Annotated in this window: 15 protein-coding genes; 12 read left to right on the top strand and 3 right to left on the bottom strand. The window is 63.2% G+C overall.

Annotated features, from left to right (window positions below; all coding sequences use genetic code 11):
* Positions 1-5 precede the first annotated feature (5 nt).
* The 3 genes from AC1XDK_RS09370 (at position 6) to gltB (ending at position 5,734) form a co-directional block, all read left to right on the top strand.
* Positions 6-317 (top strand): hypothetical protein, encoded by a 312-nt coding sequence (locus AC1XDK_RS09370; RefSeq protein WP_483349584.1) that lies wholly within the window; start codon positions 6-8, stop codon positions 315-317.
* Between the two features lie 236 nt (positions 318-553).
* Positions 554-1,054 (top strand): Lrp/AsnC family transcriptional regulator, encoded by a 501-nt coding sequence (locus AC1XDK_RS09365; RefSeq protein ID WP_483349582.1) that lies wholly within the window; start codon positions 554-556, stop codon positions 1,052-1,054.
* Between the two features lie 198 nt (positions 1,055-1,252).
* The gene (gene gltB, locus AC1XDK_RS09360; RefSeq protein ID WP_483349581.1) at positions 1,253-5,734 is read left to right on the top strand and encodes a glutamate synthase large subunit; all 4,482 of its coding nucleotides are present in this window, start codon (positions 1,253-1,255) and stop codon (positions 5,732-5,734) included.
* A gap of 24 nt (positions 5,735-5,758) precedes the next feature.
* On the opposite strand, the gene AC1XDK_RS09355 is transcribed toward gltB, so the two are convergent.
* Complete coding sequence (locus tag AC1XDK_RS09355) at positions 5,759-6,493, bottom strand: GNAT family N-acetyltransferase (protein ID WP_483349580.1); 735 nt, start codon at positions 6,491-6,493, stop codon at positions 5,759-5,761.
* 94 nt (positions 6,494-6,587) lie between these two features.
* Positions 6,588-6,749 (bottom strand): hypothetical protein, encoded by a 162-nt coding sequence (locus tag AC1XDK_RS09350; protein WP_483349579.1) that lies wholly within the window; start codon positions 6,747-6,749, stop codon positions 6,588-6,590.
* Between AC1XDK_RS09350 and AC1XDK_RS09345 the strand changes: the two genes are divergently transcribed.
* Positions 6,748-7,728 (top strand): NAD-dependent epimerase/dehydratase family protein, encoded by a 981-nt coding sequence (locus tag AC1XDK_RS09345; protein ID WP_483349578.1) that lies wholly within the window; start codon positions 6,748-6,750, stop codon positions 7,726-7,728. The two genes, AC1XDK_RS09350 and AC1XDK_RS09345, sit on opposite strands and share 2 nt — an antisense overlap.
* 110 nt (positions 7,729-7,838) lie before the next feature.
* On the opposite strand, the gene thsA is transcribed toward AC1XDK_RS09345, so the two are convergent.
* Entirely contained in the window at positions 7,839-9,458 is a 1,620-nt protein-coding gene (gene thsA, locus AC1XDK_RS09340; RefSeq protein ID WP_483349865.1) for a thermosome subunit alpha, read from the bottom strand.
* Positions 9,459-9,643: 185 nt separating this feature from the next.
* On the opposite strand from thsA, the gene AC1XDK_RS09335 reads away from it, so the two are divergent.
* The 8 genes from AC1XDK_RS09335 (at position 9,644) to AC1XDK_RS09300 (ending at position 16,534) form a co-directional block, all read left to right on the top strand.
* Positions 9,644-10,591: an AIR synthase family protein gene (locus AC1XDK_RS09335; protein WP_483349577.1), complete on the top strand. Its 948-nt coding sequence runs from the start codon at positions 9,644-9,646 to the stop codon at positions 10,589-10,591.
* 148 nt (positions 10,592-10,739) lie between these two features.
* Positions 10,740-11,816 (top strand): D-xylose 1-dehydrogenase Gfo6, encoded by a 1,077-nt coding sequence (gene gfo6 / locus AC1XDK_RS09330; protein WP_483349576.1) that lies wholly within the window; start codon positions 10,740-10,742, stop codon positions 11,814-11,816.
* Between the two features lie 218 nt (positions 11,817-12,034).
* Positions 12,035-13,108, top strand: coding sequence for a glucose 1-dehydrogenase (locus tag AC1XDK_RS09325; protein ID WP_483349575.1), 1,074 nt, complete (start codon positions 12,035-12,037; stop codon positions 13,106-13,108).
* The gene (gene gfcR, locus AC1XDK_RS09320) at positions 13,095-13,721 is read left to right on the top strand and encodes a transcriptional regulator GfcR (protein WP_483349574.1); all 627 of its coding nucleotides are present in this window, start codon (positions 13,095-13,097) and stop codon (positions 13,719-13,721) included. Before AC1XDK_RS09325 ends, gfcR begins: the two co-directional genes overlap by 14 nt.
* A gap of 50 nt (positions 13,722-13,771) precedes the next feature.
* On the top strand, positions 13,772-14,284 hold the full coding sequence (locus tag AC1XDK_RS09315; RefSeq protein WP_483349573.1) for a hypothetical protein: 513 nt from the start codon (positions 13,772-13,774) through the stop codon (positions 14,282-14,284).
* 43 nt (positions 14,285-14,327) lie between these two features.
* Entirely contained in the window at positions 14,328-14,675 is a 348-nt protein-coding gene (locus tag AC1XDK_RS09310; protein ID WP_483349572.1) for a glutaredoxin family protein, read from the top strand.
* A gap of 105 nt (positions 14,676-14,780) precedes the next feature.
* On the top strand, positions 14,781-15,356 hold the full coding sequence (locus AC1XDK_RS09305) for a DUF7110 family protein (protein WP_483349570.1): 576 nt from the start codon (positions 14,781-14,783) through the stop codon (positions 15,354-15,356).
* 206 nt (positions 15,357-15,562) lie between these two features.
* Positions 15,563-16,534, top strand: a complete 972-nt coding sequence (locus AC1XDK_RS09300; RefSeq protein WP_483349568.1) for a phosphoadenosine phosphosulfate reductase family protein — start codon at positions 15,563-15,565, stop codon at positions 16,532-16,534.
* Positions 16,535-16,813 lie beyond the last annotated feature (279 nt).

Raw genomic sequence — 16,813 nt, 5'->3', positions numbered from 1 at the left:
TCCTCGTGAACTGCCCTCTGCGACCAGACACGCCACAACACGAGTTACCGGACGACGGCGACCCGCGATGCTTCATCGGGTCCGCCGATTGGATGACGAGGAACCTCGACAAGCGCGTCGAAACCATCGCGCCGGTGACGGACCCCGCTCTTCGGGAGGTGCTATCGACGATTCTCGAGACGATGCTGGCCGACAATCGAAACTGCTGGGAGATGGAATCGGACGGACGCTATCACCAGCGACGTCCCGGCGACGAACCGGCGGTAGCCACACAGGACGTGCTCATGCGGCGTGCGAGTCGCTTGACCGATACGTAGCAACCGAAAAACGATCGGACAGACGGGACGGTACCGAATTCAATTTTTAAATGGTCTCAGTATAAAAAGCCACAAAAAACGGATAGATTTCTGGGGGAGAATATCCCATAATCGAAAGTTTATGTCTATTTTGACAATAATATCTAACGTCACGTATTGCAATCTGTCGGTCGTTCATTCATCCAAATCACGAATCGTTAGCAAAGTTTTAGAAACCAGACTACAATCGGTTAGATATGGCGGAAGTCAATCTAGACGAAAAGGACTTCAAAATCCTACGATGGTTGGACAGGGAAGGGGATATCGACGTCGACGCCGTGAGTGACGAACTCGGTATCAGCACCTCGACGGTGTACTATCGATTGGACAAGTATCGAAATCAGGGAATTCTGACGGGGACGGTGTCGAAAATCGACGCCAACGAACTCGGACTCGAACTGACGGCGATCTCCGAGATTCGAAGCGAGTACGGTCCGGAGTACGAGGACATCGGCGAGGAACTGTGTGAGATCTCCGGCGTCCAGACGGTGTATTTCGTGCTCGGAGACAAGACGTTCACGGTGATCGCACATCTCCGCGACCACGACCATCTGCAGGAGTACATCGACGACATCATCCAAACCGACGGCGTGGAACATTCCTCGACGCGGGTCGTCCTCCGAACCTTCAAGGACGAGTCCCGACTTCTCATCAACTACGACGACGAAGACCTCGAAGAGCTCATCGAAAACGAGTAAGTTCCAGTTTTCGATACCCGCATCGAAGGGCGGAAAGGCGCAATAATCCAGCAATACGCGTCAGATTTTACCACGGATAGAATTATTTTCAACGGAAATAAATATGAATGTCCAATATATAAGGAACACATATTGACAATAGCACTCCCTTTCTCCTTCAGGAGAAACCTCTTATGCTTCTTTGCCATGCGCTCGCACATGACCAGCTTTCTCGTCGACCCAACTGACCAACGGTCGAACTGCGGCGTAGGGGTCATAATGGACCTCGACGCCGACGCGGAGCACGAAATCGTCGCCGACAGTCTGTCACTGCTCGCCAACCTCGAACACCGCGGGACGACCGGCGCGGAGTCCAACACCGGAGACGGTGCGGGTATCCTCGTCCAGCGCCCGGACTCGTTTTTCGCCGCGGAACTCGATACCGACCTGCCGGAGACGTACGCCGTCGGACAGGTGTTCTTCCCGCGCGATGCCAACGTTCGCGCCGAGTTGGAGGAGACGGTCGAGGAAGTACTCGGGGCGGAAGGCATCCCCGTGTTCGACTGGCGCTCGGTCCCGACCGAGAACGACGACCTCGGCGAGACGGCGCTCGAATCGGAACCCGTCGTCGCCCAATGTTTCGTCCGCCCCGAGGAGGGGATGTCCGTCGAGGAGTTCGACAGGACGCTCTACGTCGCCCGCCGGCTACTCGAGCGGGAAATCGAGACGCGCGACGACGCGGACCGGTTCTACGTCTGCTCGCTCGACCGGAAGACGCTCGTCTACAAGGGTTTGCTGAAGGGGGACCAACTCTCGGGCTACTACCCGGACCTCCGCGACGAGCGCTTCGAGTCGTCCGTCGCCATGGTCCACGCGCGATTCTCCACGAACACGCTCGGCGCGTGGCACCTCGCACACCCCTACCGACGCGTCGTCCACAACGGCGAAATCAACACGATTCAGGGGAACGGCAACTGGATGGCCGCCCGCGAAACCGACCTCGAAAGCGAGCGCCTCGGCGACGACATCGACCGCATCACGCCCGTGACGACGCTCGACCAGAGCGACACGGCCGTCGTCGACAACGTCCTCGAACTGCTCATGCAGGACGGTCGCGAGTTGCCCCACGCGCTCCGCATGCTCCTCCCCGAAGCGTGGCGTGACCGAACCGACGGCGACCGGCGCGCGTGGTACGACTTCCACTCCTCTCTGATCGAACCGTGGGACGGCCCGGCGCTCGTCGCCGCGACGGACGGTGACCGCGTCGGTGCGGTCCTCGACCGGAACGGCCTGCGCCCCTGCCGATACGACGTGACGGCGGACAACCGTCTCGTGATGGCCAGCGAAACCGGGGCGCTCGACCTCGAACCGGACGAAGTGGTCGAACGCGGTCGGCTCAAGCCGGGACAACTGTTCCTCGCCGACCCCGAACGGGGCGGCATCGTCTCCGACGAGGAGGCGTTCGCCGACCTGACCGACGAGAAGTATGGCGAATGGGTCGAGGAAGAACAGGTCCGACTCGAAGAGCAACCGGAAGCCGCCTCGGTCCCCGACGACACCGAGGATTCGGGTGACTCGCCCGTCCCGCTCCGCGCCCGGCAGGCCGCGTGGGGCTACACGCACGACGAACTCAGCGAACTCCTCGAACCGATGGCCAGCGCGGGTAAGGACCCCGTCGGCTCGATGGGCGACGACACGCCCCTATCGGTTCTCTCCGACTTCGACCGCCCGCTCTTTTCCTACTTCAAACAGCTGTTCGCACAGGTGTCGAACCCCCCCATCGACTACATCCGCGAGGAGTTAGTGACGAGCCTCGAAACCCGACTCGGACGCCAGCGCAACCTCCTCGGCGAGTCGCCCGCCCACGCGCGACAACTCGTCCTCGATTCGCCCGTGCTGACCGACGAGGAGTTGGCCGGCGTGGTGGACGCCGACTTCCCGACCGAAGTCGTGGACATCACCTTCGACGCCGACACCGACCTCGAAACGGCCGTCGAACGGGTCCGTGGTGACGCCCGAACCGCCGTGGAATCGGGTGCCGAAATCGTCCTCCTCTCGGACAGAGGAATGGCGGAGGACAGGGTTCCGATTCCCTCCCTCCTCGCCACTGGAGCGGTTCACCACCACCTCGTGCGCGAAGGGTTACGGACTAAAACCGGTCTCGTCGTGGAGTCGGGCGAACCGCGAACCGTCCACCACCTCGCCGCGCTCGTCGGCTACGGCGCGGGCGCGGTCAACCCGTATCTCGCCTACCGGACCATCGGGGATTTGGTGGCCGGACCCGACGGCGCGGACGAGGAGGAAGCCATCGGGAAGTACGTCACGGCGCTGGAGAAGGGCCTCCTGAAGACGATGGCGAAGATGGGAATCTCGACGGTCGAGAGCTATCGCGGTGCCCAAATCTTCGAAGCCGTCGGCCTGAACGGCGAGTTCGTCGACGAATACTTCACCGGTACCGAGAACCGCACCGAAGGCATCGGCATCGAGGAAATCGAAGACGACGCACGCGAGCGCCACGACACCGCGTTCGGCGACGACCCGGACATCGACCGGAAGGGCGAGTACGAGTTCCGCTCGAACGGCATCCACCACCAGTGGAACCCGAAGACCGTCGGAGCGCTCCAGCGTGCGGTTCGCGGGAACGACGACGAGGAGTACGCGGCGTTCGCCGAGGAGATAAACGACCAGCAGGAGACGCTCCAGACGCTCCGGGGCTTGCTGGACTTCGACGCCGACGCCCGCGAGTCGGTTCCCCTCGACGACGTCGAACCGGTCGAGGACATCGTCGAACGGTTCTCCACGGCGGCGATGAGCCTCGGGTCGCTCTCGCCGGAGATGCACGAGAACAACGCCATCGCCATGAACCGAATCGGTGCCAAGTCGAACACGGGCGAAGGCGGCGAACCGCCGGAACGGTTCGACACCGAGCGCGAATGCTCGGTGAAGCAGGTGGCGAGCGGACGGTTCGGCGTCACCAGTCGCTACCTCCAGTCGGCCGACGAGGTGCAGATAAAGATGGCTCAGGGATCGAAGCCCGGCGAGGGCGGCCACCTCCCCGGCAAGAAGGTGAACGAGATGATAGCGCACGTCCGGCACGCGACGCCGGGCGTCGGCCTCATCTCGCCGCCGCCACAGCACGACATCTACAGCATCGAGGACCTGAAACAGCTCATCTACGACCTGAAGGCGGGAAGCGACGGGTCGGAGGTCAACGTGAAACTCGTCTCGGAGGCGGGCGTCGGCACCGTTGCGGCGGGCGTCGCCAAGGCCAAGGCCGACGTCGTACACATCTCGGGCCACTCGGGCGGCACGGGTGCGAGTCCGCGCACGTCCATCAAGAACGCCGGTCTGCCGTGGGAACTCGGCCTCGCCGAGGCGAACCAGATGCTCCACCAGACCGGGCTTCGCTCGCGCATCCGCGTCAGCGTCGACGGCGGCCTGAAGACCGGCCGCGACGTCGCCGTCGCGGCCCTGCTCGGCGCGGAGGAGTACTCGTTCGGGACGGCGAGTCTGGTCACGAGCGGCTGTGTGATGGCGCGGAACTGTCACGCCAACACCTGTCCGGTCGGCATCGCCACGCAGAAGGAGGAACTCCGGGCGCGGTTCCCCGGCGAACCGGAACACGTCATCAACTACATGGCGTTCATCGCGGAGGAACTCCGGGAGATTATGGCCGAACTCGGCTTCCGCACCGTCGAGGAGATGGTCGGCCACGTGGAACTGCTCCACCAGCGCGACACCGACCACCCGAAGGCGCGCAGTCTCGACCTTTCGAGCGTCCTCGCCGACCCCGTGGACGGTGGCAGTCGAACCAAGACGCAGGAACAGGACCACGAGTTGGACGACCACCTCGACCACGACCTGCTCGACGCCGCACGCGGCGCGTTAGACGGCGAGGGACCCGTCAAAATCGAACGCGAAATCACGAACCGGAACCGCGCCGTGGGCGCGATGCTCTCCGGTCGTATCTCCGCAATTCACGGCGAGTCGGGGCTCCCCGACGGAACCATCACCTGCAGATTCGATGGGTCCGCCGGACAGAGCTTCGGCGCGTTCTGCCAGTCGGGGGTCGACATGTTCCTGACCGGTGCGGCGAACGACTACGTCGGCAAGGGACTCTCCGGCGGGCGACTCGTCGTCGAAACGCCGGGCGACGCGGGCTACGGTTCGGACGACGTCGTCGTCGGAAACGTCGCCCTGTACGGCGCGACGGAGGGCGAACTGTACGTCAACGGCGTCGCGGGCGAGCGCTTCGGCGTCCGTAACAGCGGCGCGAAAGCCGTCGTCGAAGGCGTCGGCGACCACGGATGCGAGTACATGACCGGCGGCGTCGCTGTCGTACTCGGCGAAACCGGCGAGAACTTCGCCGCGGGGATGACGGGCGGCGTGGCCTACGTGTTGGACGAAGGTCAAAACCTCCGCGACCGTGTCAACGGCGAAACCGTCTCGCTCTCGGCCGATTTGGACGCGCGCGACGAGGCGGTGGTTCGGCGGTTGGTCGAAAACCACGCCGCCGCGACGGGGAGCGAAAAAGCGCTGTCGCTGCTCGACGATTGGGAGTCCGTCTCCTTCGTGAAGGTCATGCCCGACGCATACCGGCAGGCCATCGAGGAAGGACAGGAGGACGTTCGCACGTCGCCCCCCAGTCAAGTTCCGGCGGCCCGCCAGTCGTCCGACTTTCGAGTACCGTCCGACGACTGAACGGAGGAAAGAATCGGTTCGATTTTACAGGTAGGCCGCGTCCCACCGCGCCGCCTTCCGCTTGTTACCGCATTCGTTGCACTCGATGCGCTCCATGCTGTCCATGGCGTTGTCGAGCGTCTCGCAGTTCGAACAGTAGTAGCCGTATCGTTCCTCGCCGGACTCGTCGTTGAACACGGCGAAGAACGGCGCTTTCGACCCGCGACTGGTCTCGGAACGGTTGATGTAGCGCGTCTCGCCGTCGAAATCTCGGGGTTCCAGTATCGGCTCGTCGCTCTCCGAGTAGATGTTCTCCGTGTACGTCTCATCGCCGATTTCGGCCGTCCGCTCGCCCACCTTGGTGAAGTCGTGGTCCCGGTAGAACTGGTTTCCGTCCTCGTTTCCGGCGAGGACGAGTCCGGAGAGGGTTTCGACCTCCTTGTCTTCGAGTTTCTCCTTCGTCTGCCCGAGCAGCGTCGTTCCGACGCCCTCGCCGCGGTAGTCGGGATGGACGTGTAGCCAGAGGATGTTCCCCTCGGGCACGTCGGGGAGCACCTCGCTCTGCGTGAAGCCCACCACGTCTCCCCCGTCGAGCGCGACGAGGTACAGCGTCCCCCGACTCTGGAACTCCGCTTCCAAGTTCTCCTCCGAGTACCACTCCTCGATGGCGTGTTCGATTACGTCTTCGTTGAGGAAGTGAGCGTACGAAGCCGAAAGCGACTCCGCAGCGACGTCTTGAATTCCGGCGATGTCCTCGGTTCGCGCCTCGCGTACTTGCATACTTGGCTTACTCCGGGATGAACAATAAACATTCTACCGGCCGTAGCTTCCCACTTGTCTCCTCGTCCGCTGCCATTCTGTTCGATTTTTTGTATCAATGACCTCTCTTCGTCCGTTTGAACGTTTCTTCTCGGAGCGTTCCCGCCCAACCGTCCAGTTTTTCGCTCCGCAACCGGTCATCGACGGCCAATCGTTCGGAGTCGCGCTTCTCCGCCTTCGGTAGCGTTTTCCGCCCGCCGCGCAATCGACTCGCCATGAACACAGCACTCGTCATCGGTGGGACGCGATTCATCGGTCGCCACCTCGTGACCGACCTGCTCGACAACGGCTACGACGTGACCATCTTCAACCGGGGGAACCACGACAATCCCTTCGACGACGTGCGTCACTTCGAGGGCGACCGGACGAACGACAGCGCGCTCGAAGCGGCGCGCGACGAGGTGGACCCGGACATCGTCATCGACTGCGTGGCCTACAAACCACGCGAGGTCCGCTCGGCCACCGAGATATTCGCCGAAGTGGACGGCTACGTCTACATCTCCAGCGGAAGCGCCTACGCCGTCGAGGAAATCCCCAAGCGCGAGAACGACACCGAACTCTGTGACTGCACGGCGGAACAGGCCACGGACGAGTCGATGGCGTCCTACGGTCCGCGAAAGGCGGAGGGCGACCGAGCGATTTTCGAGGCCGCCGAACGCGGCGTCAACGCCACGAGCGTTCGACCCTGCATCGTGTACGGCCCCTACGACTACACCGAACGACTGGACTTCTGGATAGACCGCGTGAACGAGTACGACCGCCTCGTCGTTCCCGGCGACGGCGACAGCCTCTGGCACCGCGCCTACGCCGAGGACGTGGCGAGCGCGCTCCGAATCGTCGCCGAGAAGGGCGAACCCGGCGAGGCCTACAACGTCGGCGACGAACTGCTGGTCACGCTGGACGAGATGTTGTCGCTCGTCGCGGACGCCCTCGACACGGACGTCGAACTCGTCCACGCTGGCGAGCGCGAACTCTCCACGGTCGACCTCTCGACCGACGATTACATCCTCTATCGAGACTACCCGCACGTCCTCGACACGAACAAACTCGAATCGCTCGGCTGGGAGTCCACGCCGCTCGACGTGGCGATGGAACGAACCGTCGAGGAACACCTCGAAAGCGACCGAGACGGGAGCGAACACGACCCGGGACGGGAGAACGAAGAGCGCGTTCTCGGCGTACTGGACACCATCTGAGGACGGTCGAAGTCGTTCGAAAGACGCTCTGTCTCTCGTGATGACGGTCACGAAAATCCCATCTGCTTCGAAAGTCGGCGAAAAAACGAACCGTACCGCGCGCCACCGACCTACATCATGCCGCCCATTCCGCCCATCTCGGGGGCACCTTCCTCCTCGTCGCTGCCGCCGAGGTCGCCCGCCGAAATCACGTCGTCGATGCGCAACAGGAGTTCGGCCACGTCCGTCGCGCTCTGGATGGCCTGCACCTTGACCCGGAGGGGTTCGGCCACGCCCGCGTCGAGCATGTCCTCTATTTCGCCCGTTTCGGCGTCCAATCCGGCGTTCTCCTCGCCCGCATCGTGACGGCTTCGGAGGTCAGTCATGCCGTCGATGGGGCTGATACCCGCGTTCTCCGCGAGGGTCCGCGGGACCGTCTCCATCGCGTCGGCGAACGCCTCGACGGCGAGTTGCTCCCGACCACCCACGCCGTCGGCGTATTCGCGGAGGGAGAGCGCGAGCGCGGTTTCGGGTGCGCCGCCGCCCGGTAGCACCCGTCCATCGAGCAGGGCGACCCGAACGACCCCGAGGCTGTCGTTGACGGCCCGCTCGACTTCCGCAACGACGTGTTCGGTACCGCCGCGGAGGAGGAGCGCGACGCTTCGCGGATTGTCACACTCCTCGACGAAAATCCGGGTGTCGCCCGCCACGTCCCGTTCCGCCACGAGTCCGGCGTGTCCGAGGTCGTCGGGGTCGATGTCGCCGAGGCTGGAGACGATACGTCCGTCCGTCGCCCGCGCGAGGTGGTTCATGTCGCTCTTTTTCGCGCGGCGAACCGCGAGGACGCCCTCCTGTGCGAGGAAGTGCTGTGCGAGGTCGTCGATTCCCTTCTGACAGAAGACGACGTTCGCGCCGCTGTCCACGACTCTATCGACCATCTCGCGGAGTTGTGCCTCCTCGCGGTCGAGGAAGCCCTGCAGTTGGTCCGGGCCGGTGATGCTGACCGCCGCGTCCGCCTCCGTCTCCTGTACCTCGATGGGCGTGTCCACCAGCGCGATGGTGGCGTCTTCGACCTGCCACGGCATGTCGTCGTTCACGCGTTCCTTGTCCACGACGACGCCTTCGACGAGTTCCGAATCCGAGATGGCGCCGCTAACGACCGTCTCGACGGTGACGTTGGAGAGGTCGATGTCACCCTCGCTCTCGTCCCTGACCGCGCGCACCGCATGGACGACGAGTTCCGAGAGCGCCTGCTTCGCCGCTTCCGCTCCTTTCCCCGTCATCGCCGTCTGTGCGATTTCGGTGAGGAGACCACTCTCCTCGACCGGATGGGCCGCCGATTCGAGTACGTCGGCCGCCTCCTCGCTCGCCAGTCGATAGCCCCGCGCGACCGTGGTCGGATGGACACCCTGTTCGAGCAACCCTTCCGCCCGCCGTAAGAGGTCGCCCGCGATGATGACCGCCGTGGTCGTTCCGTCCCCCGTCTCCTCCTCCTGCGTCTCGGCGACTTCGACCATCATCGTCGCCGCGGGATGCTCGATGTCCATCTCCGTGAGGATAGTTACGCCGTCGTTCGTGACGACGACGTCGCCCATCGAATCGACGAGCATCTTGTCCATTCCGCGCGGGCCGAGCGTGGTGCGGACCGCCTCCGCAACCGCCCGTCCGGCGGTGACGTTCATCCCCCGGGCGTCGCGCCCGCTGGTTCGCTGTGCCTCCTCCCCGAGTATCAGAACCGGTCCGGTCTGCATTCTGTCTGCCATGATACCCCCACACCGGGTACGTCAGCATCGGCAAAAGAACTAGTCCCGGGGGAACGAGCGAGGAAATAGACGAGCGAGGCAGTTTTTCGACGTGGTGTCGAACGCGACGCGACGACGCAACGACGCGACGATACGACGAAACGCACATTGGCACGTCGTGAGAAGGTCGGACCATGATCGGTAAACTCGACCCCGAAGACCTCGCGCTCGTCGTCTCCCGGACTGGGGCGCGCGACGACGCCGTCTCGGTGGGTCCCGGCTACGGCGAGGATGCCGCCGCAATCGAGGTGGGCGACCGAACGCTCGTCGTCAGTTCCGACCCGCTCTCGTTGGCCCGCGAACGCCTCGGCACGTTGGCGGTCAACGTCGCCAGCAACGACGTGGCCTGTTCCGGGGCCGACCCGCGATGGCTGACGAACGTCGTGTTCCTCCCGGACGACGACCGGGAGACGCTCGACATCGTGACCCGACAGATAGACGACGCGGCGACCGACCTCGACATCGCAATCGTCGGCGGCCACTCCGAGTACGCGCCCGACCTCTCACGCCCGATGGTCACGATGACCTGCATGGGACTCGCCGACGAGTTCGTCCCGACCGGCGGGGTCGAACCCGGCGACGAACTCGTCCTGACGAAGGGGGCCGGAATCGAGGGGACGGCCATCCTCGCCACCGACTTCCGCGACGAAGTCGGTCCGGCGGCGGAACAGGGCGAATCGTTCTTCGAGGAGATAAGCGTCGCCGAGGACGCCCGCCTCCTCCGCGAGTACGCCCACGCCATGCACGACCCGACGGAGGGCGGCGTGGTCACCGGCCTGCTGGAGATGGCGGAAGCCTCCGGTGTACGCCTCGAAGTCGCGCGTGACGACGTTCCGGTGCGGGACGTGACCCGTGAACTCTGTGATGCGATGGGCGTGGATCCACTCCGAATATTCGGGTCCGGGGCGCTCCTCGCGGCGATTCCCGAGGACTCGGTCGAAGACGCGCTCGCCGCCGTTCGTGAAGCGGGAATCTCGGCGACCGTAATCGGACGGGCCGTCGAAGGCGAGGGAACGCTCGCGCTGGACGACGAGGAGATTGCCGACCCGCCGCGGGACGACTTGTACCACCTCTGGGAGTAGCGCTGATTACGAAATCGAACGCTCGACGTCGTTCGGCATCGTCTCTCGCTGACGCGTTCGGCCCTCCCGCTGACGTGTTTCGATTTTTTGTCTCCCACTGCTGACGACGCCCCAAACGCTAACCGACTCAGGACCGTTTCCACGTAGGATGACGCTCGAAGACCTCCTCTCCGACTTCCCCCGGCGCGACTGGGAGACCGTCTCCGAACCGAACGAGCGAGTCCGATTTGCGCTCGTCGGCCTCGGTTGGTTCACGACCGAGATGGTCGTCCCGGCGCTTCGGGACAGCGACCGCTGTGAAATCGGGGCGCTCGTCAGCGGTTCCTCCGAAAAGGCCGCTCGCCTCGGGGAAGAAACCGATGCGGACCGCGCGTTGAGCTACGAGGAATTTCACGAGGGAGCGGGAAGCGAGGATTACGATGCGGTGTACGTCGCCACGCCCAACGCGACCCACCTCGAATTCGTGGAAACCGCCGCCGACCTCGGGAAAGCCGTGCTATGTGAAAAACCGATGGAAGTCTCGGTGGCGCGGGCGGAGCGGTTGGTGGCGGCCTGTGACGAGGCCGGGGTTCCGCTGATGGTCGGCTATCGAATGCACACGAACCCCGCCGTGCGTCGGATGCGCGAACTCGTGCGCGAGGGATTCGTCGGCGAACCCGCGCTGGTCGAGGGGTCGATGTGCCAGAACGTCTTCGAGCAGATTTCGCCCGACTCGAACCAGTGGCGACTCGACGCCGACCTCGCGGGCGGGTCGGCACTCATCGACCTCGGCATCTATCCGCTGAACACCGCGCGCTTCGTCCTCGACGCCGACCCGGTGAGCGCACAGGGGACCACTCGCAGTCCACACGAACATTTCGGCGAGGTGGACCAGCACGTTTCGTTCGAAGTCACGTTCGACAACGGCGTCGCGGCGGCCTGCGTCGCCAGCCAGTACGCCCAGAAGGGAAGTTCGTTTTCGGTCACGGGAACCGAAGGGAGACTGACTCTCTCCCCAGCGTTCTTCGGCGAGGCGGGATTGACGGTCGAGCGCGGTGACACGGAGGCGGCGTTCTCCGTCGCGCCCGTGGACGAGGAACGGGAGGAGTTCGACTACTTCGCGGACTGTCTCCTCGCGGGGCGCGACCCGGAACCCGACGGAGAACACGGAGTAGTCGATATGCGGGCCGTGGAAGCGATTTACGAGTCGGCGGAAACCGGCGAGCGCGTGGCGGTCGAACGATGACCGCGTAAATGGTGGTCAGTGAAGGGGCCGAGACGACGGAGTGACGACTCCGGGGGATGTGCGTCGGAAAACCATGGACGGCCGGAAGCGACGAAGCGGACCGGATTCCGGTTCGATGTGAGCATAATACCATGGATGCTCACGGCCGCCCACTCGCATCTGAACTATTTACTCGGTAAAGAATAAATGTTTTGAACACCGGGGTGCAAGGGGCTGTCATGCACGCAGTCGCACTCAAGCGCGGCGCGAGTGCTCCCGAAGTCATCGAAAAACCACGCCCGGAACCGGACGCCGGCGAGGTTTTAGTGCGGACACTCCGAGTAGGCATCGACGGAACCGATTACGAAGTCATCGCCGGGCATCACGGCGGCTTTCCCGCGGACGACGATCACCTCGTCCTCGGGCACGAAGCGGTCGGTGTCGTGGAAGACTCGAACGGCACCGCGTTCAAGGAAGGCGACGTGGTCGTCCCGACCGTTCGTCGCCCGCTTCCCGACGGCCCGACGGAATATTTCGACCGCGGCGAACCCGATATGGCCCCGCCGGACGACGTCGTCGAACGGGGAATCACCGGCGGTCACGGCTTCATGAGCGACTACTTCACCAGTCCAGCGGAGTTCCTGTTACCCATCCCGGACGAACTCGCCAACTGGGGCTTTCTGGTCGAACCCATCAGCATCGCCGAGAAGGCCATCGAGCACGCCTATGCTTCGCGCTCCGCGTTCGACTGGAACCCGAAGAGCGCGCTCGTCCTCGGCAACGGGTCGCTCGGCCTCCTCACGTTGGCGATGCTCGGCGACTCCGTCGAGCGACTCTACTGCCTCGGCCGCCGCGACCGACCGGACCGAACTATCGACATCATGGAGGAGTTGGGTGCGACGTACATCGACTCGCGCGAGACGCCCGTCTCGGCGATTCCCGACGCGTACGAACCGATGGACTTCGTCTTCGAGGCGACGGGGTACGCTCCTCACGCCTTCGAGAGCATCGAAGCGCTCGCCCCGAACGGCGTCGCGGCGCTCCTCGGCGTTCCCGACTCGTGGTCCTTCGAGGTGGATGGCGGGAACCTTCACCGCGAACTCGTGATGCACAACAAGGCGCTCGTCGGGAGCGTCAACTCCGGCTACCACCATTTCGAGGCCGCCACGGAGACGCTCGCTTCGCTTCCGGAGTGGCTATTGGACGACCTCGTGACCGGCATCTACGATTCATCGAACCTCACGGACGCATTTGCGGACGACGAAACGACAATAAAGGCCGCGATGAAATTCTACGAGTATGAAGAACGTTGACGACCTCATCGAGAGCGCGGCCGAGCTGGCAGAGCGCGGTCTCTCGAAGGGCGAAATCGCTGACGAACTGAACGTCTCGCGCGAGACGGCGAGTTGGTTGGTCGAACGGAGCGGCAGCGCGCCGACTCCCGAACCGAAGGGCGGCACGCAGGACATCCACGTCGATTGGAGCGCCATCGGGCGCGACAGCACCCGCCTCTCGCACGTCGGCGCGGCGATGGCCGACATGCTGTCGAAACACGGCGAGGAGGTCGACCTGACCATCGGCATCGAGAAGGCCGGCGCGCCGCTCGCGACGACGGTGGCCCGCGAACTCGAAACCGACCTCGGCACCTACGCGCCGCGGAAACACCAGTGGGAGGAAGGCGACATCGACGAGAACGGTGGTACCTTCTCGCGTAACTTCGCTCAGATTCGGGACCGCGAGTGCTACGTCGTGGACGACACCATCACCAGCGGGACGACGATGACCGAGACCATCGAGGCCATCAAGGACCGCGGCGGCGACCCGGTCGCCTGCATCGTCCTCGCCGACAAGCGCGGCATCGAGGAATTGGACGGCGTTCCCATCTACTCGCTGGTGCAGGTCATCGGCGTCGGAAGCGAAGAGTAGCGCGGCGAACTCGACAGAAAGTACTTATCTTCCGACCGGTACCGTCAGGTATGATTACCGGACGGGTTCTCCTCGGAACCCTCGTCGTCGGGGTGGTAATCGGCCTCGTCATCGGATCTGCCGGGCCATCGCTGTTCGGACTCGCAGGGGCCGGCGCTTCGACGCCCACCGAATCCCTCTCTTTCTCCTCGGGAACTGGCTGTGGACCTGCTCCGCAATCCACCGGTTGGGTCGGCCAACAACCGATTCACGACGTGATGGCCGTCTCGTTCAACTACACCGTCGCACACGAGACGACGGCCGTCGACGTGAACGCGTCGCTCGACCCGAGCGCGAACGGGGATTATTTCCTCCGTATCGAGACCAGTCCCGACCGCGCCGCATCGGCGAAGAAAGGACCCGCGCCGGAGGGTTGCCAACCCCGAACGACCATCGACGCGAGCATGACGGTGCCGCGCGATTACGATACGATTACCGTCGTCGTCGACGGGGAACGGGTGACGACCATCGAGAATACCGACTCGTCCTTCGCTCGTTACCGTCCCGTCCACGGCACGTCGTGACGCGGGCGCAACTTCTTTGCGGCGTGGGTGCCTACGCAAACGTATGACCTTCACACCCGGCGAGGAGTTATCCGCCGAGGAAGTCGAGGAACGGGTTGATTCGGTAATCGCGGACGAGGACGTGGTGCTATTCATGAAGGGGACGCGGCTCATGCCGCAGTGTGGCTTCTCCATGCGCGCGGTCGAACTCCTCGACAAACATCGCGGTGAGAAATTCGAGACGGTGAACGTACTCGATAACCTAGACGCGTACCGCGAAGCGCTGTCGGGTCACAGCGGATGGGAAACCATCCCACAGACGTACGTAGACGGCGAATTCATCGGTGGGAGCGACATCCTCGCGGAGATGGAAGAACGAAATGAACTCGAATCGACACTTCGAGCGGACTGACATCAGTCCGCGGGTTGCACACGCAGCGCAAAGAGTAGACCCTATAAGTGCGGGGCGCGTATACAAATACGTACCGCCGACGGGAGACGGAACCCACGACTACAAATGAGCCAGGTATACCGACTACATTCGACGCTCGAATTGCCGCTTGAAACCGTTTACGACTACTTCGAAAGCGACCCAGACCTACCGGATGGAATCGACAGCGTCGATATCACCCGCCGGAACAACACCCTCATCATCAGCGCAGTCTCGACGGACGAAAGCATCAGCAAGTACACGCCGACTGCACAGCTCAAAGCGAGCGTCTCCGAGACGCGCGTCTTTACCGAGGAGGAAGAGGCACGACGTAACGCGCCTCGATGGGGAACGCCGGAGGAAGAAGAGGAGGAGGAACCGACGGGCGAACTCATCGAGATGGCCGCGTTCAAGGGTGACCGCGAGACGGTGCTCCAAAACACCGCGGTCCAGTATCCGATGTTCCAGGTGCTCTGCACCATCGCGCGAAAAGCCGAAAAGGGGACGCTGACCGCCATCTCGGAAGTCGGTGGCGACCTCGAAGCCACCCGGATCGTCGACGGCGACGACCGACCGGCGTCCATCGAAGTCGTCGAAGGACCCCGCAATGAAAACTCGTCGTCCAGCGGCGTGAACTGGCGCGACAACAAGTTCATCAGCTAATCCGTCGCCATCTCCCCGTTCGGAATCTCTTCATACACGCCCCTGTGGCGTGAAAACGCACGAATCAGCCGTTCGATTTTTATCCGTGTTCCCCCTTCGTGTAGCTACTGCTCGAAAACGAGACGTGTCAGGGCGATTATTTTAAACGGTTCCTCACGACGAGCCGAAAAGCACTTTAGCGACCTAATTATATGTAATTACACGTCATGCCAAACGACTTCCCCAACTATCTCGACGTGGATTACACGGACGGCGAAGGCGAGAACCCCGAGGACTATCCCTCGCTCGAAGACAAAATCGAGAAGGCGATAGACGTCACTCGCAAGGGTCTCGAAGAGTACGAAAACCCGGCGGTCATGTGGACCGGCGGCAAGGACTCGACGCTCACGCTGTACTTCATCAAGGAAGTCGCGGAGCGCTACGACCTCGAAGTCCCCCCGGCAGTGTTCATCGACCACTACCAGCACTTCCAGGAGATCCACGACTTCGTGGACTACTGGGCCGACGAATGGGACCTCGAAGTCATCTACGCCCGCAACGAGGACGTGGGCGGTTACGTCGACGAACACGACCTTGAACCCGGTGACGATATCGAAATCGACGCGCTCTCGGAGCACAACCAGCACCACGTTCGTGACCTCCTCGAATACGAGGACGACACGTTCCCGTTCCTCCTCGACACGTACGTGGGCAACCACCTGCTGAAGACCGTCGCGCTCAACGACGCGCTCGAAGAGTACGACGTGGACGGCGTCATCTCGGGCGTCCGCTGGGACGAGCAGGAAGCCCGCGCCGACGAGACGTTCTTCAGCCCGCGCCACGACCCCGAAATCTATCCGCCGCACGACCGCATTCAACCCATCCTCCACTTCGACGAACCCGCGGTCTGGGACGCGTTCTGGTACTTCGTCGTCCCGGACACGGTGGAGGGCTACCCCGACGACGGCTACGTCCCGCAAGGATTCGACGACCTGCCGAACGACCTCTCGCAGGACGACATCCCCGTCTCGCCCAAGTACTTCGAAGGGTTCCGCTCGCTCGGCAGCGAAATCAGCACCGAGAAGAGCGACCAGGAACCGGCTTGGTTGCAGGACATGGAGAACACCACCGAGCGCGCAGGCCGCGCACAGGACAAAGAGGACCTGATGGAACGCCTGCGTGACCTCGGTTACATGTAGAACGTTTTACAACGGTCGAAGGCCAGTTCGCCCGCGAAATCGCGGGCGAACTGACTGTCTCCCTGTAAAACGTTCATCAAAAGCGCTCCTCCCTTATTTCGACGAACGACTCGCGGCGCGAGTCGTTCGTCTTCATTCAGTCGTCGGCCCGGAAAATCTCCGATTTTCCGGTGTCTCACAATCGCCCCGCAATTGTGATGGCTCGAAAGACCGCAGGTCTTTCGGTGGGTGAGCTAGCGACGGACGGTTGTGTCGCTCGCTGATTTTCAGGGTCGTTTC

The organism is Haladaptatus sp. HS23 (assembly GCF_056892285.1).
Note: the sequence above shows the minus strand (reverse complement) of the source record. Positions and strands in the feature narration are given on the sequence as shown.

Excerpts from the sequence above, each read along its gene's own strand:
- AC1XDK_RS09365 (WP_483349582.1), top strand. The coding sequence starts at position 554 with ATGGCGGAAGTCAATCTAGACGAAAAGGACTTCAAAATCCTACGATGG.
- gltB (WP_483349581.1), top strand. The coding sequence starts at position 1,253 with ATGACCAGCTTTCTCGTCGACCCAACTGACCAACGGTCGAACTGCGGC.
- AC1XDK_RS09355 (WP_483349580.1), bottom strand. The coding sequence starts at position 6,493 with ATGCAAGTACGCGAGGCGCGAACCGAGGACATCGCCGGAATTCAAGAC.
- AC1XDK_RS09345 (WP_483349578.1), top strand. The coding sequence starts at position 6,748 with ATGAACACAGCACTCGTCATCGGTGGGACGCGATTCATCGGTCGCCAC.
- AC1XDK_RS09350 (WP_483349579.1), bottom strand. The coding sequence starts at position 6,749 with ATGGCGAGTCGATTGCGCGGCGGGCGGAAAACGCTACCGAAGGCGGAG.
- thsA (WP_483349865.1), bottom strand. The coding sequence starts at position 9,458 with ATGCAGACCGGACCGGTTCTGATACTCGGGGAGGAGGCACAGCGAACC.
- AC1XDK_RS09335 (WP_483349577.1), top strand. The coding sequence starts at position 9,644 with ATGATCGGTAAACTCGACCCCGAAGACCTCGCGCTCGTCGTCTCCCGG.
- gfo6 (WP_483349576.1), top strand. The coding sequence starts at position 10,740 with ATGACGCTCGAAGACCTCCTCTCCGACTTCCCCCGGCGCGACTGGGAG.
- AC1XDK_RS09325 (WP_483349575.1), top strand. The coding sequence starts at position 12,035 with ATGCACGCAGTCGCACTCAAGCGCGGCGCGAGTGCTCCCGAAGTCATC.
- gfcR (WP_483349574.1), top strand. The coding sequence starts at position 13,095 with ATGAAGAACGTTGACGACCTCATCGAGAGCGCGGCCGAGCTGGCAGAG.
- AC1XDK_RS09315 (WP_483349573.1), top strand. The coding sequence starts at position 13,772 with ATGATTACCGGACGGGTTCTCCTCGGAACCCTCGTCGTCGGGGTGGTA.
- AC1XDK_RS09310 (WP_483349572.1), top strand. The coding sequence starts at position 14,328 with ATGACCTTCACACCCGGCGAGGAGTTATCCGCCGAGGAAGTCGAGGAA.
- AC1XDK_RS09305 (WP_483349570.1), top strand. The coding sequence starts at position 14,781 with ATGAGCCAGGTATACCGACTACATTCGACGCTCGAATTGCCGCTTGAA.
- AC1XDK_RS09300 (WP_483349568.1), top strand. The coding sequence starts at position 15,563 with ATGCCAAACGACTTCCCCAACTATCTCGACGTGGATTACACGGACGGC.